Raw genomic sequence first — 25,308 nt, 5'->3', positions numbered from 1 at the left:
ACAGCAAGAGAGTTCCCTGACTTCTGCTCGGGCCAAAACCCACCGCTTACTGCTGGCCAGCGCCATGGCGCTGTATGACGCAGGCGCATTTCCTTCGATCACTGAGCTTGCGGCGCATGCTCAGGTATCACGCGCTACCGCCTATCGTTATTTTCCTACCCAAAGCGCATTGATCGCTGCGGTAGTGGCTGAAAGTCTGGGGCCAATCCTGGAATGGCGGCCGCAGGATAATGATGCGTTGAAACGTATTCAGCAACTGTTGGCCTTCGCTTATCCCCAGATGGAACAGCATGAAGGCGCTCTGCGAGCTGCCCTGCAACTGTCGTTGCAGCAGTGGGCGAACGCGACGCCGGGTGAAAAATTCGTTCGCGGCAACCGCAAACGCCTGCTGAAGCTGGCGGTAGAACCGCTACAGGATAAACTGCCGTCAGAGGCGCTTCAGAGGGTGATTCATTCTTTTTCGCTGATTTATGGTTCGGAAGTTTTTCTGGTACTGAAAGATATTTGGGGGTTGGATCTCGGCGGCATCCAGGATGTGACTCAGTGGATGGCGAAGGCCATTATTCGGCAGGCCGAAGAAGATGCGATGCACAGCAGAAAACCGTTAGCATGATAATCCAATTTTCAACGTTCTCTTCTGTCAAAACCAGCACATTTCACTGAGTAAATATTGGCAATTCTTATAATTTAAAGTGATAAGAAGAGGCAGGTAAGCTTTTTCAATTGGCCTGAGGGAAAATAGCCTTTGGCCTTTTTGTTTTTATATTATTCATATTTATCATTTAATTATATTTTCATTCGCTGCAATTAAAACGCTCTCTACGGCCATTCTGGGTCATTTGAAATCCTTATGCATCCCCTCTCCTTTACCGAACGGTTATCGGTCCCAATCAGGCGCTCTCGCTATTGACCCATTAGGCGTGCTTGAGATTGTTGTGCTTTATTTATTTGGTGTTACGAAACTGTTACACAAAAAAACCAATAAAACATTTGCAAACAACAATGGATGGTATCTGGGATGGAAAGTAAACGTAGAGGAGTCAAGCCTGTTCAGGCGGCCTTTGGCTGGCCTGAAATTGGTGTGAATCGTGCGCAATGGAGCGCAGTGCTTTTATGTCTGGCGGCGATCGGCGGAGCGCAGGCCGCACCCTATGTCGAGAGCGGCAGGCAGGGCGATCCGGCCAGTTGGCGCAGCAATGAATTCAACGCTGAATGGGGCCTGGGGGCGATCCATGCCGAGCAGGCCTACGCCGCCGGTTATACCGGAAAAGGCATTAAGCTCGGTATTTTCGATCAGCCGGTGTATGCCCAACATCCGGAGTTTGCCAGCCAGGACAAGGTGATCAACCTGGTCACGACCGGCATCCGTGAGTACACCGATCCTTATATCCCGGTGAAGAAAGGCGACGCATTCCGTTATGACGGCACGCCGAGCGTGGATTCCGACGGTACGCTCGGCTCACATGGCACCCATGTGGGCGGTATCGCAGCCGGCAACCGCGATGGCGGCGAGATGCACGGCGTGGCGTTCAATGCGCAAATCATCAGCGCGGAAAACGGTGATCCGGGGCCGGAAGACGGCATCATTCTCGGCAACGACGGCGCGGTGTATCAGGCAGGTTGGGATGCGCTGATCGCCAGCGGTGCACGCATCATCAATAACAGCTGGGGTATCGGCATCACCGAGAAGTTCGATAAGGGCGGCAAGGATCCGGCTTACCCCCACTTCACTCTCGCCGACGCGCAGAAACAGTTCGATCAAATCAAACAGATACTGGGCACCAAAGCCGGCGGTGCCTATCAGGGCGCTATCGATGCGGCGCGCAGCGGCATCGTCACCATTTTTGCCGCCGGTAATGACTACAACCTGAATAACCCGGATGCGATGGCCGGCCTGGCCTATTTCGTGCCGGAGATTGCCCCCAACTGGCTTTCCGTCGCCAGCCTGCAAGATCCGAACAATAGCGGCGATTACAGCATCAGCACCTTCTCTTCACGCTGCGGTTACACCGCCAGCTTCTGTGTCGCCGCGCCGGGCAGCAAAGTCTACAGCTCGATCATCGAAGGCAACAGTCTGGAGAATCTGACCACGGGTTACGCCAAATACAGCGGCACCTCGATGGCGGCGCCGCACGTGGCCGGCAGCATTGCGGTGCTGATGGAGCGCTTCCCGTACATGACCGGCGCGCAGGTCGCTTCGGTACTGAAGACCACCACCGTCGATATGGGCGCGCCGGGTATCGATGCGCTGTACGGCTGGGGGATGATCGATCTGGGCAAAGCGATTCGCGGTCCGGGCATGTTCGTCACTGAACAGGACATTCCGGAGGAGTTTCGCGTCAGTGGCGCCTATGGCCCCGAGCAGTTTGTGGTGAATTTGCCGGGTATCGGCGCGGTACTGGACAAGGGCAAACCGACCGAACGGGTGTGTGACGATATTCACTGCGGGTTGGACGTCTGGAGCAATGCTATCTCCGGCCACGGCGGCCTGACCAAAGAGGGTATTGGCTCCTTGGTGCTGACCGGCGCCAACACCTATGCCGGCCCGACGCTGGTTAACGAGGGTCTGCTGGCAATCAAGGGTTCGGTCACCTCGGCGGTGACGGTGCAGAACGCCGGTATTCTGGGTGGCGCCGGCAGCGTCGGTTCGCTGACCGCCCGCCGTGGCGGCACCGTGGCGCCGGGCAACTCGATCGGCACGCTCAACGTGGCCAACAACGTCAGTTTCGAACCGGGTTCGCGCTATGCGGTGGAAGTGGCGCCGAACGGCCAGAGCGATCGGATCCACAGCGGCGGATCGGCGACGATCGCTGGCGGCGAGGTGGCGGTTTCGCTGGAGAACAGCCCTAACCTGTTATCGCAAAGCGAAGTGCGCAGCCTGCTCGGCCAACAGTACAGCATTCTGACGGCGGATCAGGGCATCAGCGGGCAGTTTGATTCTGTGGCACCGAATTATCTGTTCCTGGGCACCGGGCTGAGCTATCAGCCTAATCAGGTGACGCTGAACGTCGGCCGCAACGACACCCGCTTCGCCAGCGTGGCGAAAACGCAGAACGAGCGTGCGGTGGCGGTGGCGGCGGATGCGCTGGCGGCGGGCAACCCGGTGTACGAGAGCATCCTCAACGCCGGTTCGGCGGGGGAAGCGCGGCAGGCGTTCCGTCAGCTGTCCGGGCAGATCCACGCGGACATCGCGTCGGCGCAGGTCAACGACAGCCGCTACCTGCGTGAGGCGCTCAACGGCCGCCTGCGGCAGGCGGAAGGGCTGGCGACCTCACCGGACATCAAGTCCGACGACGGCGGTGCCTGGGCGCAGCTGCTGGGCGCCTGGGACCATGCGTCGGGGGATACCAACGCCACCGGCTATCAGGCCTCGACCTACGGCGTGCTGCTGGGGCTGGACTCGGCGCTGGCTGAAGACTGGCGGTTAGGGGTCGCGACCGGTTACACCCGCACCTCACTCGACGGCGGTTATGGCTCGAATGCCGACAGCGACAACTACCACCTGGCGGTGTACGGCGGCAAACAGTTCGGTGAGCTGGCGCTGCGCGCCGGCGGCGCCTATACCTGGCACCGCATCGATACCTCGCGCTCGGTCAACTATGGCATGCAGTCGGATCGCGAAACCGCGAAGTACAGTGCGCGCACCGAGCAGGTATTCGCCGAAGCGGGTTACAGCGTGAAGGCCGGCTGGGTGAACCTGGAGCCGTTCGCCAACCTGGCGTACATCAACTTCCAGAACAACGGCATCGCTGAAGACGGCGGGGCGGCGGCGCTGCATGGCGACAAACAGCACACCGACGCCACCGTTTCGACGCTGGGGCTGCGTGCCGATACCGAGTGGCAGGCGAGCAAAACGACGTCGGTAGCGCTGCGCAGCGAACTGGGCTGGCAGCATCAGTATGGCGATCTGGATCGCGGTACCGGGCTGCGCTTCAACGGCGGCAGTTCGCCGTTCGTGGTGAACAGCGTATCGGCATCGCGTGACGGCGCGGTGCTGAAGGCCAGCGCGGAAGTGGCGGTGAACAAAAACGCCACGCTGTCGCTGGGTTACGGCGGCCTGCTGTCGCAAAACCATCAGGACAACAGCGTCAACGCCGGTTTTACCTGGCATTTCTGATCTTAAAAAAACAAACGGAACAGCCGCCCCACCTAGGGCGGTTTTACGCAAAACAAAAAGGATAAGGGAATGAAGCAATCTGCAGGAAATAATAAACCGGCACTGGCGCCAGCCTGGAAACTGAATGCCTTGCTGTGCGCAATGCTGGCGGCGGGAGGGGCGCAGGCGGCCCCGCATGACGTGGGCGGCAACCTCGGCGATCCGGCCAGCTGGCGCAGCGATGAATTCAATGCCAACTGGGGGCTGGGGGCGATCCATGCCGATGAGGCCTATGCGGCGGGCTATACCGGCAAAGGGCAAAAAGTGGGGATCCTCGATACTCCGGTGAACAAGCATCCTGAATTTGCCGGCGACGGCAAGCTGACCAACGTGGTGACCGAAGGTTATCGCGCCTATACCGATCCGCATCGACCGGGGATTAATGCCGGCGATCGTTTTTACTTCGACGGGACCTTCCATTTTTACAGCGGCTCGCAAGGCCTGTTGAGTAATCACGGGGTCCATGTGGCGGGTATCACTGCCGCCAACCGTGACGGCACCGGCATGCACGGCGTTGCCTTTGATTCTCAGGTCATCAGCGTGGACAACGACAATGACGGCCCGGCTTACGGCGAGTTCCTCGGGCTGGACGGCAGCGTGACCAACGCAGGTTGGCAGGCGATGATCAACAACGGCGTACGGGTGATCAACAACAGTTGGGGCGTCAGTATTCCCGATTTTCTCTCGGACAATGGCAAAAATCCCGACGCCCTGCATTTTGAGTTACAAGACGCGCAAGAACAGTTTGATCAGGTTAAACCGCTGCTCGGCAGCCTGGCCGGTGCCGGGTATCAGGGGGCGATCGACGCCGCCCGTAAAAACATTCTGGTGCTGTTTGCCGCCGGCAACGACGGTAACTACAACCAACCGGATGTGATCAGCGGTCTGGCCTATTTTGTGCCGGATATTGCGCCCAACTGGCTGTCGGTTGCCAGCGTCGCGCAAGATGCCGCTTCCACCAATAGCGTGCCTTACACTCTCAGCAGCTTCTCTTCGCGCTGCGGTTATACCGCCAGTTTCTGCGTCTCGTCGCCGGGAAGTAAAATTTACAGCACCGTGGCTAACGGTTCAGATCCGAATCAACTGGTCTCGGACTACGGCAATAAAAACGGCACCTCGATGGCGACGCCGCACGTGACCGGCGCGGTCGCCGTATTGCTGCAGCGCTTCCCGTACATGACGTCGGCGCAAATTGCCGACGTGCTGAAAACCACCGCCACCGACATGGGCGCGCCGGGTATCGATGCGCTGTACGGCTGGGGAATGATCAACCTGGGCAAAGCGATTAACGGGCCGGGGATGTTCTATACCCTTGAAGATATCCCGCAGGAGTTCCGTATTCCCGATCCGGCCGGCGTGGCTTACGGTTCATCGCAATTTGTCGCCAATATTCCAGGTCTGGGGGCAGAGGTCGAGCAAGGCACGTTGCATGCGCGCATTTGTGATGACTTCCACTGTGGGTGGGAAGTGTACTCAAATAACATTTCCGGCCACGGCGGCCTGACCAAAGAGGGGGCGGGCGCGCTGCTGCTGACCGGCGTCAACACCTATGCCGGCCCGACGCTGGTTAACGAGGGTCTGCTGGCGATCAACGGTTCGGTCACCTCGGCGGTGACGGTGCAGAACGCCGGTATTCTGGGTGGCGCCGGCAGCGTCGGTTCGCTGACCGCCCGCCGTGGCGGCACCGTGGCGCCGGGCAACTCGATCGGCACGCTCAGCGTGGCCAACAACGTCAGTTTCGAACCGGGTTCGCGCTATGCGGTGGAAGTGGCGGCAAACGGCCAGAGCGATCGGATCCACAGCGGTGGATCGGCGACGATCGCTGGCGGCGAGGTGGCGGTCTCGTTGGAGAACAGCCCTAACCTGTTATCGCAGAGCGAAGTGCGCAGCCTGCTCGGCCAGCAGTACAGCATTCTGACGGCGGATCAGGGCGTCAGCGGGCAGTTTGATTCTGTGGCACCGAATTATCTGTTCCTGGGCACCGGGCTGAGCTATCAGCCTAATCAGGTGACGCTGAACGTCGGCCGCAACGACACCCGCTTCGCCAGCGTGGCGAAAACGCAGAACGAGCGTGCGGTGGCGGTGGCGGCGGATGCGCTGGCGGCGGGCAACCCGGTGTACGAGAGCATCCTCAACGCCGGTTCGGCGGGGGAAGCGCGGCAGGCGTTCCGTCAGCTGTCCGGGCAGATCCACGCGGACATCGCGTCGGCGCAGGTCAACGACAGCCGCTACCTGCGTGAGGCGCTCAACGGCCGCCTGCGGCAGGCGGAAGGGCTGGCGACCTCACCGGACATCAAGTCCGACGACGGCGGTGCCTGGGCGCAGCTGCTGGGCGCCTGGGACCATGCGTCGGGGGATACCAACGCCACCGGCTATCAGGCCTCGACCTACGGCGTGCTGCTGGGGCTGGACTCGGCGCTGGCTGAAGACTGGCGGTTAGGGGTCGCGACCGGTTACACCCGCACCTCACTCGACGGCGGTTATGGCTCGAATGCCGACAGCGACAACTACCACCTGGCGGTGTACGGCGGCAAACAGTTCGGTGAGCTGGCGCTGCGCGCCGGCGGCGCCTATACCTGGCACCGCATCGATACCTCGCGCTCGGTCAACTATGGCATGCAGTCGGATCGCGAAACCGCGAAGTACAGTGCGCGCACCGAGCAGGTATTCGCCGAAGCGGGTTACAGCGTGAAGGCCGGCTGGGTGAACCTGGAGCCGTTCGCCAACCTGGCGTACATCAACTTCCAGAACAACGGCATCGCTGAAGACGGCGGGGCGGCGGCGCTGCATGGCGACAAACAGCACACCGACGCCACCGTTTCGACGCTGGGGCTGCGTGCCGATACCGAGTGGCAGGCGAGCAAAACGACGTCGGTAGCGCTGCGCAGTGAACTGGGCTGGCAGCATCAGTACGGCGATCTGGATCGCGGCACCGGGCTGCGCTTCAACGGCGGCAGTTCGCCGTTCGTGGTGAACAGCGTGTCGGCATCGCGTGACGGCGCGGTGCTGAAGGCCAGCGCGGAAGTGGCGGTGAACAAAAACGCCACGCTGTCGTTGGGTTACGGCGGCCTGCTGTCGCAAAACCATCAGGACAACAGCGTCAACGCCGGCTTTACCTGGCGTTTTTAACGATCTTCGCCTGAAAGATACGGGGTCAGCTTGCTGGCCCCGTTTTTATTGGGGCCGGGTAACAGTGACGGCAAGGGAAGCTGTCCGTATGATGCCTCGCGCAGTTTGGCGAAAAAACGGCAATAAAAAACCGGGACCCTTGCGGATCCCGGTTCAAAAGTGGGTAAAACAGATTAGCGCTACGGCTCAAATCCCGGCTTGCTTACCAACTGAGTGAATGCATGCATCCTTCAGCAGCGGCAATCGGAACTAATTTTCCCTGGTGTTATTATGGTTATTATTAAAAGTGGTTCTAGTATTATTTTTTATAGTGTATTGCTGTATGTGTCTTTTGATACCATGTTTGACCATAGAACATGGTATGTCAAGCAACGTTTTTAAATTAAGATTGCATGAGATGCAATGTTTTGTCGGTACTTCTTCATAATTAATAATTAAAATAATTGATAAATAAGCAGAAAAATCGAAGGGAAAAATGGATAACAATCACCACAAATTCGATTCGTTGTCGATTGCAAACCGGGTCAGGGAACTGTTTTTGCATTACGGCATTGGTAAGCGGCAGCATGCAAAAGAGCTTAGCCGCATTCTGGATCTGAGTTTTTCACATGCGCATCGAAAACTGAAAGGGCAAAGCCCCTGGACGCTGGAACAGATCAACAGCGTAGCTGCTGCGTTGGGCGAAACGCCGGCGGCTATCGCGGACATGGGCGTCGAACAGGAGGCAACGGCGCAAACTATGGCGCAGGATGCCATCTTTTTTGTGGCGGGTGCGGAAATTGCCTGTGTCGGTCATATCGGCGATGAACTGCCGGCTGGGCGACAGGCGGAGTTCGTGGCACTGAAGCCGGACCAACAATGGCATATTTATCGTGCGGACGATGCGCCGTTGGGGAAACGCTTTTGGGTTGAATTGATCGAGATCCGCCCAAGCCATACCGATGATGAACGTTTGAGCATTGCGGTGCTGGATGATTCGCACCAGGCGGCGGATGAGCTGGCAAAATACCTCGATGGCCGCGGTTTCACGGCGGTGGCATTCTATGACGTCGGCAGTTTTTGCCAGGCGCTGCAACAAAGCCTGTTCGACGGTTATGTGGTCGACTGGTTGATCGGCGAGGAAACGGCGGATAAATGCATTGAAGCCATCCGCAGCTCCGACAACCCGGATGCGCCGGTGCTGGTGCTGACCGGCCAGTTGGGCACCGATCAGCGCGAGTCGGAAATCGCCAAGGCGATGCGTGACTATGACGTGCTCGGCCCCTATGAAAAGCCGGTGCGGCTTCACGTCATCGAAGCCGCCTTGTTGCGGTGCTTTAATCTTTAGCGGTGAACAGCGAAGCCAACGCGGTGGACAGCGCGTCCAACCGCACCGGCTTCATTAAATAGTTATCGAACAGCGCCCGCTGTTCGGCAGACAGTTGTTCCGGGGGGTAGGCGCTGATGCCGATAATCGGCACCTGGCGGTTGGGGCCGCGGCGGCTGCGCAGCTGTTTGGCCAGCGCGGCGCCATCGATGCCGGGCATTTGCAGATCCAGCAACAGCGCGTCGTAAGGGCGCCGGAACAACTTTTGCAGCGCCCGTTCAGGCGAGTTGCACAGCTCGTGCCGGTAACCCAGCTTGTCCAACAGCGCCGCAAAGGCGTCGCTTACCGACTTATTGTCATCCACCACCAGAATATGCTGCTGCTTCTGCGCCAGGCCGTGGTGCTGCGGCGGCGTTGCGGCCGATTCCTCTTCATCGCCGATCTCGACAGGGATGCTGACGATAAAGGTGCTGCCTTTTTTGAGTTCGCTGTAAACGGTAATGGTGCCGTTGAGCAGCGTCACCAGCCCATGCACAATCGCCAACCCCATGCCGACGCCGCCATACTGCCGAGTGTGCGACTGATCAAGCTGGGTAAAAGGCCTGAATATCTGGTCGAGCATCTCTTTTTCGATACCGATGCCGGTGTCGGTGACCTCGATAATCAGCGAACTGCCGGTAGGTTGCCGCCGCAGGCAACTGTGCAGCGTGATGGTGCCGTTTTCGGTGTATTTATAGGCGTTGGTCAGCAGGTTGACGATAATCTGCCTGATCCGCAGCGGATCGGAATGTATTTGCTGGTGGCCGCACTCAACTTCGCACAGCAGCGTAACCCGATCTTTCTGGCTCAGCTTGGTGATTTCGTTCGCCGTTTCCTCGATCAACCGTTGGGCGTCGAACGGCACTATGCGCAGTTCCATCATGCCGCTGTCCAGATGGGCATAATCGGTCAGGTCCTTCATCTGGCTCTCAACCTGCTGCGCGGCGGTTTCCAGCCGCTGGAAGGTGTCCGCATGTTCGGCCGACACTTTAGTATTCACCAACACGTCAATGGCGGACATGATGCTTTGCAGCGAGGTACGCAACTCGTGGCCGATGGCCCCGAGAAAGGCATTTTTGCTGCGCGTGGCTTTCTCCGCCTCAATGGCTTTGGCCTGCTGCCGGATGGTCAGGCGCTGCTGGCGCAACACAATCAGGGTGATGGCAATCAGCGCGATCACCGAGAACATGACGATCACCAGGCCATAAAAAATGATGTGTCGCTTTTCGATATAGTCTTCATAGGCGACGGTACGTTGCTTCACTTCGGCGTGATCGGTCAGGTTGGCCATCTCAATCGAGTAGGGCTTGATTTGCTTCATGGCCCGAGAAATGAGGGGGAAGTCAATCGCCGGGCTATTCAGCAAAGTGTCGATCCGATCCATTTGCCGGCGCATTTGGGTGACCACTTCAGGGTAACCCGGCTCGGCATACAGCGGCTGCGTGGATTCGGATACCGTTTCCAGCACGTAAAAGCGTGAGTAAAGGATTTCAAATTTAAGCCTGAGATCTTCGCTATCCACCCGCGGCGCGTTTTTCTGTTGTTCGACCAGGGTTTCAAATTCGGCCAGCTTGATGGAGAATTTGGCGATCGACCAGGAGTAATTTTCCTGAGTACCGGCAATGGCATACAGCCCTTTCTTTGACAGGGTGGCGCTGTAGTAATACAGCGTTACCGTAGAGGCAACCAAAAAAAGCGCGGCAAAAATCGCTGGGATCGCCAACCTGCTGCCGCTTTTCAATCCTTTAAGCTTCATTTAATTACAATCCTGTCCACTTGCCAGATAAAGCGCGAGTTGTAGAGTGGGGAGTTTAACTCAGGCCCTGCGGCATCCCTTGGATAAACCAAAAACAGCGGTCCGAAGTTTCTGATCTTCAGCATTTCGCCGTCCATCTTGTAGGCCAAAATTATATTGTATTTCTCGACATCGGACAGCGGCACGTCGATGTAATAATCGTTCAGCGCATAAAATGTCAGCGTGTTGCCTTTGGCCCCCGCAAGTGCCAAAACATCCGCCACGGCCACCCCTTCGAACTTTCTTTGCGGCGTCCAGGAGGTTGAGGTGGTGATGCTGTGCACCGGCATCGCCAACAGTTGCTTATCGGTAAACAGATAGCTTTTCTTTGCCGGGTCGGTGGCATTTTCGATATTGCCCGTCACTTCCAGGGTGAAACTTAGCGCGCTGGATTGAACGATGACCAGCGCAAAAAATGCCCACGCGGCGTTTTTAAAAAAAGTGAACAGCATCGGTGCTCTCCAGAAGTAGCGGAAGTCCGCATAAGGCCTGCTAATTTAACAGGCAAAATCATGGCAGAAAATACGGGGTTGTGCCGGAGGGAAGTGTAAAGGAAGTGAGAATAGCATGACCCCGGTCTGAGAGGGGAACGGGCGCCGCAACTGTCTTCTCGCACCGTCAAGACGAGGTTCTCATACAACAGACTGCCAGTGCGAATGGCTTCATATGCGGTAAGGCAACTCGGTGTCAATATTACCTACGGCAAGAAGGTAACAGGTTTCCGTATTTCTATCCTCTTCAAGGTGCCAATAGGCGATATCCTGGGCCTTTTCTAAAACTAATGTATTCCCATTGATGTTGTCCGCTCGATGCGACAGTGACATGAGTCCATCCACATCGGCAGTATTAAGTAATCTAATCCCAATAGAATAATAAATTAATGACCTCATCATAGTTACCTCTAAAAATTGTGCAGAGGCTTTTAAAACGAAATGAGCTTGTCTGGTACGATACGATGGCCCTGCCCATCTCCAAAATAGTTTTTGCCATGGGTATCACCACTGGCGATGGTTTTTTTACCCTGACTTTACCCCGATGCGCCGTTTGATGCCGGCACGGCAGGCCCGCGATCATGCTGATACATGATCTGATGGACTCGCTTGGCGTTAATGTCAGCAACGCTTTCATCTGCCGACTGCCAAAATAAAAACCACCCCTCGAAGGGGTGATTTTTGCTTAATTTATACTCAGCAGCATGAGGGAAGAGATCAAGCTCCCCACTCGTTCTCATAGTGGTACTCGATGCGGCTAGCATCGCCACCCAGCAGCGAACCGACGCCTGCAACCGTTTTAAAAGCGGCATACCCTATTGAGTCGGCTGCATTGTGGATGCTGCCAAGCCCTACGGCATTAAATACCTGCCCAACCGAAGAGATCGTTCTGGTATTAAGGACATCATTGCTAAGTTTTACTGTATCGATAACAACATCCCCGACAAAACCTACAGCACCTGAAATAAGACCAGCCCCAGATACAATCTCAACTTCACCAGCGGTTAGCTCTTTCATAAAATTAAGTTCCTTTTGATTTGATTAAATTTGCGTAACTTCAATTACGCTTGTTTTCTCAGTGTTTCAGCACTGCCAGCATTTCCTTGATACTATAAGGTATAGATAATCTCCAATAGGAGTTGTCGCATATTTTTGGGAATCGCACTTAATGATTGGTTTTATGGTTCTTTAGGAAAGAATCTTATATTTTATGATATTTTTATTTAATTTCATTGGGTTGCGAATTTTTAAATCGAATAAATCATGAATTATGAAATTTTTTTTGACTCTATCTAAATAAAGATATTAAGGTGTTCTCACAGGATGTAAGTGAATAAGCAAGGTTGGCTATGGAGCAAGATGATCTATTCAGGAGAGAGGCTGTCTCACATAATCGCTCTAAGTGGGCAGGTAAGGCGCTGTTAATTGCAGGGTTGCCGGCTTGGGCTACTGCGGTTATTTCACTGTCATTTATCGCGGTGTTAGTCATTTTCGTCACATATGGAACTTATACCCGGCGCATTAGCGTTGGTGGTGAGGTTACTACTCTCCCAAGGACGGTAAGTATATTCGCTACCCAGCAAGGGTTCATAGCGCAACGCTTCGTCAACGTTGGAGAACAGGTAAAAAAAGGGCAACACCTTTATCAAATTGATGTCAGCAGAGCCACAGATTCTGGTACCGTTAGCGCGAATACTCGCCAAGCTATTGAAAACCAGTTAGCTCAGGTCGACAGCATCATCTCTAAACTAGAGCAAAATAAAAAGACCACCTCGGATAACCTAAGGGCACAGATAGAACAATATAAACTATCGCATGATCAGTCAAAAAAAATGGTTGAAAATTCACGTAATGGCGTTAATTTCATGCGCGAAACGATGAAAAACTATAACGAATACCGTAATAAGGGGTTGATTAACAAAGATCAACTTAACAACCAGGTTTATCTTTATTATCAGCAGCAAAACACATTCCAAAGCCTTTATAGCCAAAGTATTCAGGAAGCATTGCAAATCACAAACCTGAGTAGCGATCTCGTAACAAGAGCATCGGACTTTGATAATCAAATATCACAATATCAATTTCAAAAAAATGATCTCCTGCGCCAACTTTCCGAAGCTGATGCGAGCGGATCGCTGATTGTCAATGCACCCACTAACGGAAGGGTAGAATCGTTAAGCGTTACGCCGGGTCAAATGGTCAATGTCGGGGATAGCTTGACGCAATTAATCCCCAGCGACCATGCCATATACTATCTGGTTCTGTGGTTGCCAAATAGCAGTGTTCCCTATGTCAACAGCGGCGATAACATTAATATTCGTTATGATGCATTTCCGTTTGAAAAATTTGGTCAATTTCCAGGGGTGATAGATAACGTGGCATATGTTCCGGTATCTAACCAAGAAATGTCCAGCTACGGCAGCTCACCCATGCGCCAAAATGGTGAAGTTGTTGAGTCATATTATAAAGTGTTAGTTGCTATCGATAATACGCGATTTGGTTATCAAGGAAAGGAATTAAATCTTTCCAGTGGAATGAAAGCGCAAGCAACGCTTTTCCTGGAGAAAAGGCCAATATATCAATGGATGTTTGCACCTTTTTATGACATGAAAAATAGTGTGTCGGGGCCAATTCGTGAACAAAACTTATGAAAAAATTGTTAGCAAACTGAACCTAGCCATTAAACGCAATGTACCTCAGATATTACAAACCGAGGCTGCTGAGTGTGGCTTGGCCAGTTTGGCTATGGTATGCGGCTATTACGGTATGCATATCGACCTTTTTGCCTTGCGCCAAAAACATGATATTTCTTCCCGAGGGGCGACCCTGGGATCGCTGATCACTATCGCTGAAAACCTAAACTTAAAAACGCGAGCCCTCTCCTTGAGTTTGGATGAGATACGACAGGTGAAGACCCCCTGCATCTTGCATTGGGACATGAATCATTTTGTGGTGTTGGTTAACGTTCGGGGCGGGCGAATTACGCTACACGATCCGGCCTTTGGGCGACGCGTTATTGGTTTGCAGGAATTCTCGCTCCACTTTACCGGGATTGCCTTAGAAGTCTGGCCAAGCAGCGATTTTAGCCCCGTCGTTCAACAAAGTCGGCTGCATTTTCGTAAATTGCTAAAAAACGTGACAGGCCTTAAAAGTGCCTTAGGAAAAATATTTGCCCTGTCGTTAGTTATTGAGGCTATCAACCTGTTAATGCCGGTTGGCACGCAATTGGTTATGGATCACGTTATCCAGGCCGGTGACCATAATTTACTGGTACTCATTTGCGTTGGTCTGCTGTTTTTTATCATATTTCGCACTGTTGTATCCATGTTTCGTTCATGGATCTCGATCGTTATGGGAGCGCTCATCGACATACAGTGGAAGGCAGGGCTTTTTGATCATTTAATGAGATTACCCCTCGCTTATTTTGAAAAGCGCAAGCTTGGTGATATTCAATCCCGTTTTGGTTCATTAGATGCGCTCCGTACGACATTCACTACAAGTGTCGTTTCCAGTATTATTGATGGCATCATGTCTATTGGTGTTTTCATCATGATGTTTATGTACGGTGGCTGGCTTGTTTGGGTTGTCACTGGTTTTACCTTGCTCTATATACTACTGCGGCTTTCTACCTATCGATACTATCGTCAGGCTTCAGAAGAACAACTCGTCAAGGCAGCCAAAGCCAGTTCACATTTTATGGAAACTCTGTACAGCATTGCGACGCTGAAATCTTTGGGATTGGGGGGCACACGTTCGCAGTTCTGGCTGAATCTGAACATTGATACTACAAACGCCAATATCAGGGTGACCAAATTGGATATGATGTTTGGTGGAGTAAACGCATTTTTAACCGCATGCGACCAAATCATCATTTTATGGTTAGGTGCTTCATTGGTTATAGATAACCAGATGACGCTTGGGATGTTTGTTGCATTCAATGCTTATCGCGGCCAATTTTCAGACCGGGCGTCAAATCTTATCGATATGGTACTGCGGTTACGTATGTTAAACCTTCATAACGAAAGGCTGGCGGATATCGTTCTTTCTACACCGGAGGAAGATAAGCCCTATCGGAAAATCTGCGCGCCTAACGAAGCCGTGACTTTTGAAGTGCGGGATCTCTATTATCAATACGACAGTTTATCGCGCCCTGTAATCCCTGGGCTTAATCTCAATATTGCTGCCGGTGAAAGCGTAGCTATCGTAGGTCCTTCCGGCGTTGGAAAAACAACGTTGATGAAACTCATGTGTGGACTGTTAGAACCCACGGGAGGACGTTTGCTTATTAATGGCATTAATATCAGCGACATTGGCATAAATAATTACCGAGAATGCATAGCCTGCGTACTGCAGGAGGATAAACTGCTTGCTGGTTCAATTGCGGAAAACATATGTAGCTTTGATCCCAAACCGGATCAAGACTTAATCGTAGAATGCACCAAACATTGCAACATTCATAACGACATAATAAGAATGCCGATGGGGTATGAAACGCTGGTAGGAGAACTGGGTGGAAGCCTTTCTGGAGGCCAAAAACAGAGAATTCTCATTGCTCGTGCATTATATCGGAGGCCAAGCATTCTTTTTATGGATGAGGCAACGAGCCACCTGGATCTTGACAATGAAACCTATATTAACAATGCAATATCCGCACTAAATATAACCCGGGTCATAATTGCCCATAGACCGTCAACAATATCATCTGCAGACAGGGTTATAACGTTAAAATCATCGATACAGGAGGGGTAATAATGTAAGTGGGTCAAAATTTCACATTTATTTCATGTGAAATCAGTAATGCTGCCATTGAATAATTTAAATGCAGCATATATATCTAAGGCGTGGGTTTGAACCCACTAATATGATTGTTTTTATTATTTTATTTTTTATAACAGAAATGGAGATATACTATGAGAGAATTAAATTCAACAGAAGTTAATCAGGTGAATGGTGCGACTTTTGGTCTTATCGGTGCGGTTATTGGCGGTTTGGGCGAAGCCTGGGGTAACTTGTGGGGTGCCTCCTGTACTCCTAAACCTCCAGTATGTAAACCAGAGCCTCCGGTATGCGAAACGAAGCCACCCGTTTGCTAATTAAATAGATAAGTGAAACATTCAAAACTTCGCCTGAAACAAGGGCGAAGTTTTGAATACGAGTCGCCATTATTTATCTCTTAATGATACATTAAATGTTCATTTCATAATGTGGAGTTTGGATAGTTAATTGAGTGCTGCCTTTACATGCTATAGGGAATATTTTTCGACACAAGATAAGTATAAATTCTATCAAGGAAGAAAGAGTGGCTTTAAAATTTATACAAGGATATCTTATGGTTAGCTCGAAAAGTGTGGTCCTGCAACTAATTGATATTATTGAAAGGAATATTGAAAACGATCTCTCGATGGATAAGCTTTCAGAGTTATCTGGTTATTCTAAATGGCACTTTCAAAGGTTGTTTCAAAAATATGTTGAAATGAACGTCGGATCCTATATAAGGTATAGGAGACTGAGTAAAGCTGCAATTTTACTTAAGCAATACAAATACACTGTATCTGAACTCGCCGAAATGGTAGGGTTTAGCTCACATCAATCCTTCGCTCGTTCATTCCAACAGTTTTTCGGGGAAAGTCCACACAAGTTCAGAATGAACCCTATATGGGATTTTTCAAAGCTATTACCGCCATTTTTAGAAAACTACGCCTTAACATACGAATACATATCACTTCCGCATGACTCTGATGCTGTTAATGAGCATGTGTTCTGCTTATGCCAATCATTAGATAAAGAAAGACTAAGAAGGAAAAAATCAAGGAGGCGTGAACTCATACCCTTTGAACGGTTATATAGAAAGACAGGTCAACATAACCCACTTGCACAAAAATTAACGGAGACAGCTATTGAATGCTTTAGTAGGGTAGCTGATTTTTCTTTTCCGTATGGTGATTATCTGTTGATCTCTTTCTATGGAACTCTATGCGAGTTTTATGATTTTTCTAAGAATCTATATGAATTACACTTGCCAAGAATAGGAGCCAAGGTAAACAGCAGTTTCATCATCGAACTATATCGCGAAAGTTCGTCTTCTACTAATGAATTTGATATTGGAATTTTAATCTCTATCGAGAGTGATGCTGATAATCATGATTAAACACACTGTAACTTAATTTCTGATTATTATCTACGTGGTTATTTTTAGCATTATTCAAGACGATTGACAATTGTTTTTTAACCGCACTCCAGTTTCGGTGTTAATTAATTTACTCATGCGAGGTTTTATTATGGAAAATAGCAACTTAAAAGATTTCCCACTTGGTAGTTATTATAGTGACATCACAAACTGGTCGAAAGAAATATCAGGGAGTCATATCCTTACCTGCGCACCAAAGAATGAACAAGAGCTGCTGTCTGCTATCAATTGGGCATATGAAAATGATTACTGTGCCAGACCAGTAGGGATGAAACACAATTGGTCTCCACTGACCATTGCCAATGGAAACAATAATGGGAATGTGTTGCTTATTGATTTAACTAAGGAAATAAAGAAAGTCACAATAAAAAAAGAGGGCGAGAGCGGATATGTGACCGCCCAAACTGGGGTATCCATGCAGCAACTATTAACCTTGCTGGAAAAAAGTAAATTAGGACTTTACGCCACTCCGGCCCCAGGAGACCTGACTTTAGGGGGAGTGCTTGCCATTGGGGGCCACGGAACATGCATTCCTGCCGTTGGGGAAACGTTATCTGAATTTGGCAGTTACGGCTCTGTTAGCAATAGTATTAGTGCTCTCAAGGCCGTCGTGTGGAATTCGGAAACCGCTCAGTATGAACTTCGCGAATTTAAACGTGACGATCCAGAGATTTCTGCATTTCTGGTTCATGTGGGCCGCGCTTTTATCTATGAGGTTACATTGCAAGTCCCCCGTAACCGGCGCCTACGCTGCCAGAGTTTTGTGAATGTTCCAGCCACAGAACTCTTTTCTATAGAAGGCGACAGCCAACGGACCTTTAGCCACTTCCTGGATCAGTGCGGTCGTGCTGAAATTATCTGGTTCCCTTTCACTGAAAAACCCTGGCTAAAAATTTGGACATTAGAAGATAAGTATCCGAAAACCTCCAAACCCACCAATGGGCCTTTTAATTACCCGTTCTCAGACAATCTTCCTGTTAAGATTTCCGACCTTATAAAAAAAATCAACAATGGTTTTCCAGAACTCACGCCTGCATTAGGCCAGGCACAGATGGAAGTAGTGAGCATTGGTTTGGGCGCGACGATTTCAACGGACCTTTGGGGTTGGAGCAAAGATCTGCTGTTGTATGTAAAGCCGACAACCTTGCGGGTTACGGCAAATGGTTATGCCATCATTACCAAGAGAAGCAATATTCAACAGGTACTGCATGAATTTGCAGAAAAATATGAAAGCATGGTAGGTGAATACCAAAAGATAAACTCCTTCCCAATGAACGGGCCGATTGAAATTCGCGTAACAGGTTTAGACCGACCGCAGGAGAGTGTCGTCGCAAATGCGGTAGCAGCTGACCTTTCCGCCACTGCCCCCGTGGACGATAAACCTGATTGGGATACGGCGATTTGGCTAGATATTTTGACCATGCCGGATACACCAGACGCCAATAAATTTTATAGTGAGATGGAAAAATGGATTTACAGCCATTACAGCGGTGACTATGCCACTGTCCGCGTAGAATGGAGTAAAGGTTGGGGCTATACAGAAAGTTCGGCCTGGAGTGATAAACAAGTCATAAGTCAGGAAGTGCCCAAAAGCTTTGGTGCGGGCTCAGAAAAAAATGACCGCTGGCAGCATGCGCATGACACATTATTTAAATATGATCCGCACTATGTTTTCTCTTCACCGTTACTTGATATGCTGTTTGAAAAGTCAAACTGATATATTGACTGCGGTGTGAGAATTACCGGTCATTTTATGTAAAGCATTTCACATTGACATGTGTCATCAGCTGTAAAAAGCACTAACAATAAACCCCCGGCATGCGAGTTATGTCGGGGGTTTATCATGCATCACCTCATATTCGCCGCTAATTTAACAGACAAAATCATGGCGGAAATACAGGGTTGTGGCGGAGGGAAGGGTAAAGGGAGTGAAAACAGGCAGCCCGGGGCATGACCCCGGTCTGACAGGGGAACGGGGGCCGGGTTTAGTCGGCAGAGGCGGCCCGGAGAATATTCAAGGCGGCCGACAGGCTAACCGGCGCGCTGGACAGGGGAACCCGGTCGGTTGCCATCGTGGCTAACGCGCCCTCCATCCACGGATGCATCAGCACCACCTCGGTAGCCCCTTGTTGGCTGGCCTGTTCGGCAGCCAGTGCGGTAAGCCGCAGGGCCGCTTGAGTATTACCCTGTTGCAGCTGCAAGCCACAGTCCGGGACAACCCGGGCTTCAACCCTTTGGCCGGCGCGCTTGCCTGCTTCTTCAAACAACCGTTGCGTATACAGCGCCGAGGCTTCGGTGGCGCACAGGGCCACGATCGAATCACTTGCCTGCAATGCCCTTTGCGCCAGCACATAGTCCGCTCTGAGTATCGGGACTGGCGAGGTTGCGGCGAGCGCTCTGGCGGCGCCGGAGAGCGTTGAACAGGTCAGCACCACCACATCGGCAGTTTGGCTGAGTGTTTCAAGTGCGGCACAGACCCGTTGTTCCAGGTCTGGCGCTCCGGCTTCCGCAGCGGCGCGCAGATCGGCGCGAACGGCGTGCGCCAGTGCATCTGCGGGCAAGCCGAACCGGGCCGCGGCCTGAGTAAATAGCGCAATATTGCTTTCAAAGGTATGCAGTAACGCGATGCGCATGTGTGGGGCTCCATGAGGTTTTGACGGTTGCCTGCAAACTAGCGTACTTTCTGACGGACAATGTCCAAATTTCATGATGAATAGTACAAATATGCACAAGCATGATCGGCTGGCCGCCTTTCTCAGGGCGTTTGATCTGAAAGCCAGGGTGCTTTCCGGCCCGACAGACCATGCCAACCTCTACGTCGCTGCGCGTGCGGCGGGAGAAGGGGCATCACATATCCGTTTTAACGTCGCCGGCGGGCCGCCGCCGGAAGGTGAGTTTGCGGTCATCGTCAGCGCCGGCGTCGATTTTTCCGGCGAACTGAACCCGCTGGTCGGTACCTTGCCCGACAGAATGGATTTCTTGCTGGCGGATACGCCGGCGCTGCAGGGCGTGGCCGATTTGTTTATTGGCGAAGCGCAATCCCCCCGTTGTGGCACGGTGTCGGTGCAAGACCGTTTGTGTGAAGTCATCATTGTGCTGGTCATCCGGCGCGCTATTGCCGCTGGTGCGGTGAAAGCCGGCATGTTAGCCGGGCTGGCCCATCCCGCCCTTCACCGCAGCCTGGTCGCCATGCATGACGAGCCGGCCTGCAAATGGTCGGTTGAACGGCTGGCGCAGATCGCCGGCATGTCGCGCAGCCATTTTATCGAGCGATTCGGTTCGGTTGTGGGGGAAACGCCGGGCGCCTATCTCACGGCATGGCGTTTAACGCTGGGCAGAAAAGCGCTGATGTCGGGGCGAAGCGTCAAGCAGGTGGCCTATCAGGTTGGGTTTGGTAGCGTGGAGGCGTTTTCGAGGGCATTTTCCGCCAAATATGGCGTGCCCCCGAGCTCAGTGAAAAATGGCATGGGATTGCAGTGATGAAATAAAAAAACCAGGTGCAGATGCAACCTGGTTTTTTTGATGCACAATCAGGTGACTGGCGCAGGGTAATCGACGCTTTTTTAAAAAACGTTAAATGTTGAAATCAGGAGTTCACAGCATGTCAGTGGTTACGAATAACTCGCTTCTCAGTGAAACTGCCGTTCAGACTACGCCGATGGCCTCGGCCCTCAACACCTTGAAAATGCTGGTGCGTTACAAAGCCTGGGCGGATGCATTGACGTTCAGCAACGTCAGATCCTTGCCGGAGGGCGAAGCCCTGAAACCGCGCCAGACGCGGTTTGGCAATATGGTGCATACGTTGAACCATACCTACGTGGTAGACGATATTTTCAGGCATCATCTGCTGGGGAAAAAGCACGGCTATACCGCGCGCAATACCGAGCATACGCCGGCGTTTGAGGATTTGTGGCAGGCGGTGCAGGAAATGAACCGTTGGTATATAGATCTGGTGGATAGCTGGTCAAACGAGGATCTGGCGAAATCCGTTCATTTCGAATTTGTCGGTGGAGGCGAGGGTGTGATGACGCAGGAGCAAATCGTGCTGCACCTGGTGAATCACGCTACCTATCACCGGGGCTTTGTCGGCGACATGATGTATCAGGTGCCCTTTACGCCGCCGTCAAACGACCTGCCGGTGTTTATCAGGGACCATTTCAACCAGGCCCGTTAAGCTGGGCTCACGGGGGCGAGCTATCGGCCCCGGTTTTTTGAAACTGCCGAATACAGGTCAGGACGCTGAGGCTCCTGGCTTTTTTTTGAAAAATATTTCTGTGCGAATGCCCATGGACATTTTACGTGCTCTTATTGTAATATTGAATTTAAGAATATTCCTAGGTTATTTATTGGCGTAGCTGGATGGATATTTTTTCCAAGCTATATTAAATAAGAGTAGGTAAATGAAATTTATAATCAATAAGCGAATTATCTTTCATGAAGATAAATCCACGATAGAGTTACTGGATGACACTGTCGAACCCGTTATGCTCACCGCAACGCTGTGCAGGGTATTGTCTTTATTGGTTAAGAATAACAACCTGCTGCTTACCCGCGAATTTCTTTTATCCCATGCCTGGGATGAGTACGGGAAGTCATCGTCAAACAGTAACCTGAATAACTATATTTCGATGATCAGAAAAATATTCACCTCATTTGGCGAGAGTGAAATCATTGTCACTGTGCCAAGACAAGGGTTTATGTTTTCTGCGGACGAAGTTAACACTGTGGGGGGGGAGAGCACAGTGTCCCCGGAGAGCAGCGCTTTGCCTGCCGCCGTGGTAGAGAAAAAGTGGAAACCCATGGGGCTGATCGCGCTGTCGTTACTGGCTGTAGCGCTCATCATGGTAACGGCTTACCCTTTCTTTGATAAATATGATCCTGTTGTCTATCGCCCCATGGGTAAGGTCGGCAGCTGCACCATAAATGTTTTGACAGCATCACAGTATGTCAAGCATGCCGGCGACGAGTTGGATGCAATAAAACCCTTAATTGAGTCAGCAAAATTTAACTGCAATGTCCCTGCGACCATTTATTATTTTAACAGCCAGATGTTGGTCAGCAGAGCGGGCATGAAAAATGCAATATCTTTTCTGTCTTATTGCCCTTCTTCAAGGCCGAGGGGAGTAGAAACTCAGTGTGAGAATATTCATGAAATCATTAATAAAACGTAATTATAAAAGATACCTAAGTATTGTTATTTCGCTATTATCATTGTCCGTTATTATTGGCACTGCGTGGCTATTTTTCGATTTTCATAATGTCCCAGAATGTAAATCAGTGATAAAAGTGATCCGGCCGCTTGACGATGAGAAAAAAGATAGCCTTATACTGCTTAATGTGGTGCCCTCGGGATTTCGTGAGGCAACGTTTATCATCAACGGACATGCGACAGGTGAAAAAGGAAGCTATGCAGTATCACGAGTAATTGAAGCCGATTACAGTTATAAAAGTGGCTATTATTACTTTACCGTTAAAGACGTCAAAAAACAGCCTGCGGATAACATCGAGCAGGATGAAGTGAGCAAAACGATACCCATAATAAATAGCAAGTATTTTTTGTTGAAAATTGAACAACTGAGCAACAACAGTTTTGTTTTTACCGGTAACCGGGCCCCTGTGTTCATTTGTACCAAAACCACCAAGTGATTAACGGCCCCATAATAGCACTTCGGGAGGATAGGGTGCTATTACGGGATTGTTAGGGGTTAACCGACCTGGCGATGTAATCTATTAATCTGACTTCAGTAAATTTTTTTGCACGGGATTATCTTGCTACGACGATTTTTGTGTGCATTTTTATTTTTTCTCATTCACATACTTTGCTAACCTTCTTTTCCTCTAACTTTTTACATAGCTGAGCTCACAAGCGGCGGAAACATCCAATGGGCAGTAAGCAAAAATTGACGCGTAAGATGGCAGTCCCTTCTCCTTGATGTTGAAATAGTAATATATGTTAGCCTTATCCTCGCAGGTGTAGTGCTTGGCGATCACGCTTTCAATCTCTTTGGGCTGCATGCCGTTGTACTTGATTGAGTAGATGTCGCAGTTCTTGTATTTCCCCAGGTTGGTAATGTTACTGACTGGGATTTGCTTGTAGGCCATGCTCAATAAATACGGGAAAACCAGTATAACCGCGATGAAGGCCATTTTTTTCAACGGGGCCTTTTTCCACCAGGCAGGTGGCGACGTTAACTCTGCCGTTGGGAGTTCGGGTTTTTTTTCTTCCTTATCATTATCACTGACCTGGATAACGTTTTTTTCCAACAGAGCGGCGTTAAGATCCTGTCGGGTTATTTTTTTTGCGACGAATTTAAACCCCTGCCTTGGATAGGTGATGATCAGTTCTTCAGTATCAATCTTTGCCAGTGACCTTCTCAGACCTGAGATATAGTTGTTTAAATTACTGTCCGTCGCCTTGAGTCCATAATCCTCCCACACTTCATCAAGCAGCTGTTTACGCTTAATAAGCATGTCATTATTCCTCACAAAGATAGACAAGAGTCTACATGCGGGTTTTACCAATAAAGTCGCATTGCCTGGATCGTCGATGTCCTCCAGCGTGCCTTCATATTCATTGTATTTAATCTTCTTGTTTATAACGAAAATCATTTTCGCAAACCTTCCTTTTGGTTAGGGAAGCTGATTTTGCTATCACAATTTCCTTTTTTCAATAACCCGCCTGGTTTGGGTATAGGACTAATCCGGTTAGTTGTCACTAATTAATTAATATTGCGTCTATAAATATTTATGAACACATATATGTTTATGTAAAGTTTGTCATTTTTAGATTTTAAATATACATATTGGCATTTATTTTTTATTAAATCCCGTTTTTTTATCGATTTGCACTATATTGTTTCGGAGTGCGTGTGGTTGCGGTACATTGTAGTGGCTGGCGGTGAGCTGGTGGAAAATAAGGTTGGTAAGAAAGAGCTTAGGTTAAAACCAGTTTTCTCACCTCCTCTTCAATAAACTTTTTAATTAATTATCGATATCCTCTTCTTATAAAGGAATGTAAGGGCTTTTTATGAAACTGAACAAAATTATGATGGCAGCAGTACTGGCTTTCGGCGCAACTTCTATGATGGCGCAAGCGGCTGACCAGGGTCACGGCACTGTGACTTTTAAAGGCGCAATTATTGACGCACCTTGTTCTATTGCGCCTGAGTCTGTTGATCAAACTGTGGAAATGGGGCAAGTGTCAAACGTTGCACTGAAAAATGGCGGTAAATCCGTACCACGTCAGTTTGACATTAAATTAGAACAGTGTGACACCACTACAATGAAGTCCGTAACTACGACCTTTAGCGGCAAATCCTCAGCGGCGAGCGCAGATCGCTTGGGCATCATCGGTACCGCCAGCGGCGCCAGCATCGGTATCACCGATATGGCAAGCAACCCGATCAAACTGGGTACCGCGACGCCTTCTCAGACGCTGAATGACGGTAACAACACGCTGCGTTTCGCTGCATACCTGCAGGGTGATGGCGCTTCTGCTGCGGTGGTTCCAGGCGACTTCACTGCCGTGGCCGATTTCAAGTTGGCTTACCAGTAAGCATCAACCTTGATGTGATGACTTGTGCATGCGAGATATCTCGCATGCATTTTTCCTGAGATAGGAAGGTATTTGTCAAAGGTGTTCAATGAATCAGCTTATTCGCTTTGTAGTGGCTCCCTGCATATTGATCGGCACACTTATTCCCCAGCAAACGCCGGCTGCCACTCAGGCACAGGGCTGGGGACGCGTCAATATGCAAGGAGCCATTATCGATACTGCCTGCGCCATTTCCGCCGGCAGTAGGGAACAGGTTATTGATATGGAGATAGTTCCTGTCGCCGATATTATTCGCGACGGCCAGGGAATAACACATCCTTTCTCCATTGAGTTAATCAATTGCGTATTAACCCGGCCCAATAATAAGTTACCGGACTGGAAGCATTTTCAGGTGACTTTTGACGGTGAAACGGACGGTGCCTTATTTGGCGTGCGGGGGGAAGCAAAAGGCATTGCCCTGCAAATTGCCGACGGACAGGGAAATATCGCCACTCCCGGGAAGCCCTTGCCGCTCGCGGATATTTCATTAGGGACCATGCAGCTGAATTACGCCATGCGGTTGGTCAGCAATAATCAGTCATTACGGGCTGGTGCCTATTCTTCCGCCGTACGCTTCAAGCTGGATTATTACTGATACGGATAAAAATTAT

General features: G+C 50.7%; 19 protein-coding genes. 14 read left to right on the top strand and 5 right to left on the bottom strand.

Annotated features, from left to right (window positions below; genetic code table 11):
* Positions 1–64 precede the first annotated feature (64 nt).
* The 4 genes from D4100_RS21010 (at position 65) to D4100_RS20995 (ending at position 8,612) form a co-directional block, all read left to right on the top strand.
* A complete protein-coding gene (locus D4100_RS21010; protein ID WP_244941690.1) occupies positions 65–613 on the top strand; it encodes a TetR/AcrR family transcriptional regulator in 549 nt (182 codons plus the stop codon).
* Positions 614–1,018: 405 nt separating this feature from the next.
* Positions 1,019–4,117 (top strand): autotransporter outer membrane beta-barrel domain-containing protein, encoded by a 3,099-nt coding sequence (locus D4100_RS21005; RefSeq protein WP_199685721.1) that lies wholly within the window; start codon positions 1,019–1,021, stop codon positions 4,115–4,117.
* A gap of 69 nt (positions 4,118–4,186) precedes the next feature.
* On the top strand, positions 4,187–7,285 hold the full coding sequence (locus D4100_RS21000; protein ID WP_119805180.1) for an autotransporter outer membrane beta-barrel domain-containing protein: 3,099 nt from the start codon (positions 4,187–4,189) through the stop codon (positions 7,283–7,285).
* Between the two features lie 475 nt (positions 7,286–7,760).
* The gene (locus D4100_RS20995) at positions 7,761–8,612 is read left to right on the top strand and encodes a helix-turn-helix domain-containing protein (protein WP_119805179.1); all 852 of its coding nucleotides are present in this window, start codon (positions 7,761–7,763) and stop codon (positions 8,610–8,612) included.
* On the opposite strand, the gene D4100_RS20990 is transcribed toward D4100_RS20995, so the two are convergent.
* The 3 genes from D4100_RS20990 to D4100_RS20980 all read right to left on the bottom strand — a co-directional run bounded on the left by D4100_RS20990 (position 8,602) and on the right by D4100_RS20980 (position 11,933).
* Positions 8,602–10,386: an ATP-binding response regulator gene (locus D4100_RS20990; RefSeq protein ID WP_065506762.1), complete on the bottom strand. Its 1,785-nt coding sequence runs from the start codon at positions 10,384–10,386 to the stop codon at positions 8,602–8,604. The genes D4100_RS20995 and D4100_RS20990 overlap by 11 nt on opposite strands.
* Positions 10,383–10,877: a putative pterin-binding protein gene (locus D4100_RS20985; RefSeq protein WP_119805178.1), complete on the bottom strand. Its 495-nt coding sequence runs from the start codon at positions 10,875–10,877 to the stop codon at positions 10,383–10,385. The genes D4100_RS20990 and D4100_RS20985 overlap by 4 nt, the downstream gene beginning before the upstream one ends.
* A 756-nt stretch (positions 10,878–11,633) precedes the next feature.
* On the bottom strand, positions 11,634–11,933 hold the full coding sequence (locus D4100_RS20980; RefSeq protein ID WP_119805177.1) for a hypothetical protein: 300 nt from the start codon (positions 11,931–11,933) through the stop codon (positions 11,634–11,636).
* A gap of 332 nt (positions 11,934–12,265) precedes the next feature.
* Between D4100_RS20980 and D4100_RS20975 the strand changes: the two genes are divergently transcribed.
* From D4100_RS20975 to D4100_RS20960, 4 genes are all read left to right on the top strand, one after another.
* The gene (locus D4100_RS20975; RefSeq protein ID WP_065506759.1) at positions 12,266–13,567 is read left to right on the top strand and encodes an HlyD family secretion protein; all 1,302 of its coding nucleotides are present in this window, start codon (positions 12,266–12,268) and stop codon (positions 13,565–13,567) included.
* Positions 13,551–15,665 carry a peptidase domain-containing ABC transporter gene (locus D4100_RS20970; protein WP_119805193.1) on the top strand — a complete coding sequence of 705 codons (2,115 nt, stop codon included), beginning with the start codon at positions 13,551–13,553 and terminating at the stop codon, positions 15,663–15,665. Before D4100_RS20975 ends, D4100_RS20970 begins: the two co-directional genes overlap by 17 nt.
* A gap of 550 nt (positions 15,666–16,215) precedes the next feature.
* Positions 16,216–17,064 carry a helix-turn-helix transcriptional regulator gene (locus D4100_RS20965; RefSeq protein WP_147417761.1) on the top strand — a complete coding sequence of 283 codons (849 nt, stop codon included), beginning with the start codon at positions 16,216–16,218 and terminating at the stop codon, positions 17,062–17,064.
* A gap of 130 nt (positions 17,065–17,194) precedes the next feature.
* The gene (locus D4100_RS20960; RefSeq protein ID WP_065506757.1) at positions 17,195–18,820 is read left to right on the top strand and encodes a cholesterol oxidase substrate-binding domain-containing protein; all 1,626 of its coding nucleotides are present in this window, start codon (positions 17,195–17,197) and stop codon (positions 18,818–18,820) included.
* 268 nt (positions 18,821–19,088) lie between these two features.
* Here D4100_RS20960 and D4100_RS20955 read toward each other — a convergent pair whose 3' ends face one another.
* On the bottom strand, positions 19,089–19,736 hold the full coding sequence (locus tag D4100_RS20955) for a hypothetical protein (RefSeq protein WP_119805175.1): 648 nt from the start codon (positions 19,734–19,736) through the stop codon (positions 19,089–19,091).
* A 91-nt stretch (positions 19,737–19,827) separates the two neighbouring features.
* Between D4100_RS20955 and D4100_RS20950 the strand changes: the two genes are divergently transcribed.
* The 4 genes from D4100_RS20950 to D4100_RS20935 all read left to right on the top strand — a co-directional run bounded on the left by D4100_RS20950 (position 19,828) and on the right by D4100_RS20935 (position 22,749).
* Positions 19,828–20,583 (top strand): helix-turn-helix transcriptional regulator, encoded by a 756-nt coding sequence (locus tag D4100_RS20950; protein ID WP_119805174.1) that lies wholly within the window; start codon positions 19,828–19,830, stop codon positions 20,581–20,583.
* 121 nt (positions 20,584–20,704) lie between these two features.
* Positions 20,705–21,277, top strand: a complete 573-nt coding sequence (locus tag D4100_RS20945) for a DinB family protein (protein WP_119805173.1) — start codon at positions 20,705–20,707, stop codon at positions 21,275–21,277.
* 226 nt (positions 21,278–21,503) lie between these two features.
* Positions 21,504–22,274 (top strand): winged helix-turn-helix domain-containing protein, encoded by a 771-nt coding sequence (locus D4100_RS20940; RefSeq protein WP_119805172.1) that lies wholly within the window; start codon positions 21,504–21,506, stop codon positions 22,272–22,274.
* Complete coding sequence (locus tag D4100_RS20935) at positions 22,252–22,749, top strand: hypothetical protein (RefSeq protein ID WP_119805171.1); 498 nt, start codon at positions 22,252–22,254, stop codon at positions 22,747–22,749. The genes D4100_RS20940 and D4100_RS20935 overlap by 23 nt, the downstream gene beginning before the upstream one ends.
* 192 nt (positions 22,750–22,941) lie before the next feature.
* Here the strand turns inward: D4100_RS20935 and D4100_RS20930 are convergent, their stop codons facing one another.
* The gene (locus D4100_RS20930) at positions 22,942–23,712 is read right to left on the bottom strand and encodes a winged helix-turn-helix domain-containing protein (RefSeq protein ID WP_119805170.1); all 771 of its coding nucleotides are present in this window, start codon (positions 23,710–23,712) and stop codon (positions 22,942–22,944) included.
* A 418-nt stretch (positions 23,713–24,130) separates the two neighbouring features.
* On the opposite strand from D4100_RS20930, the gene D4100_RS20925 reads away from it, so the two are divergent.
* Positions 24,131–24,658, top strand: a complete 528-nt coding sequence (locus tag D4100_RS20925; RefSeq protein WP_119805169.1) for a fimbrial protein — start codon at positions 24,131–24,133, stop codon at positions 24,656–24,658.
* An 88-nt stretch (positions 24,659–24,746) separates the two neighbouring features.
* A complete protein-coding gene (locus D4100_RS20920; RefSeq protein WP_119805168.1) occupies positions 24,747–25,292 on the top strand; it encodes a fimbrial protein in 546 nt (181 codons plus the stop codon).
* The last annotated feature ends 16 nt before the right edge of the window (positions 25,293–25,308 follow it).

This window comes from Serratia inhibens, from assembly GCF_003591175.1.
Lineage (GTDB): Bacteria > Pseudomonadota > Gammaproteobacteria > Enterobacterales > Enterobacteriaceae > Serratia > Serratia inhibens.
Note: the sequence above shows the minus strand (reverse complement) of the source record. Positions and strands in the feature narration are given on the sequence as shown.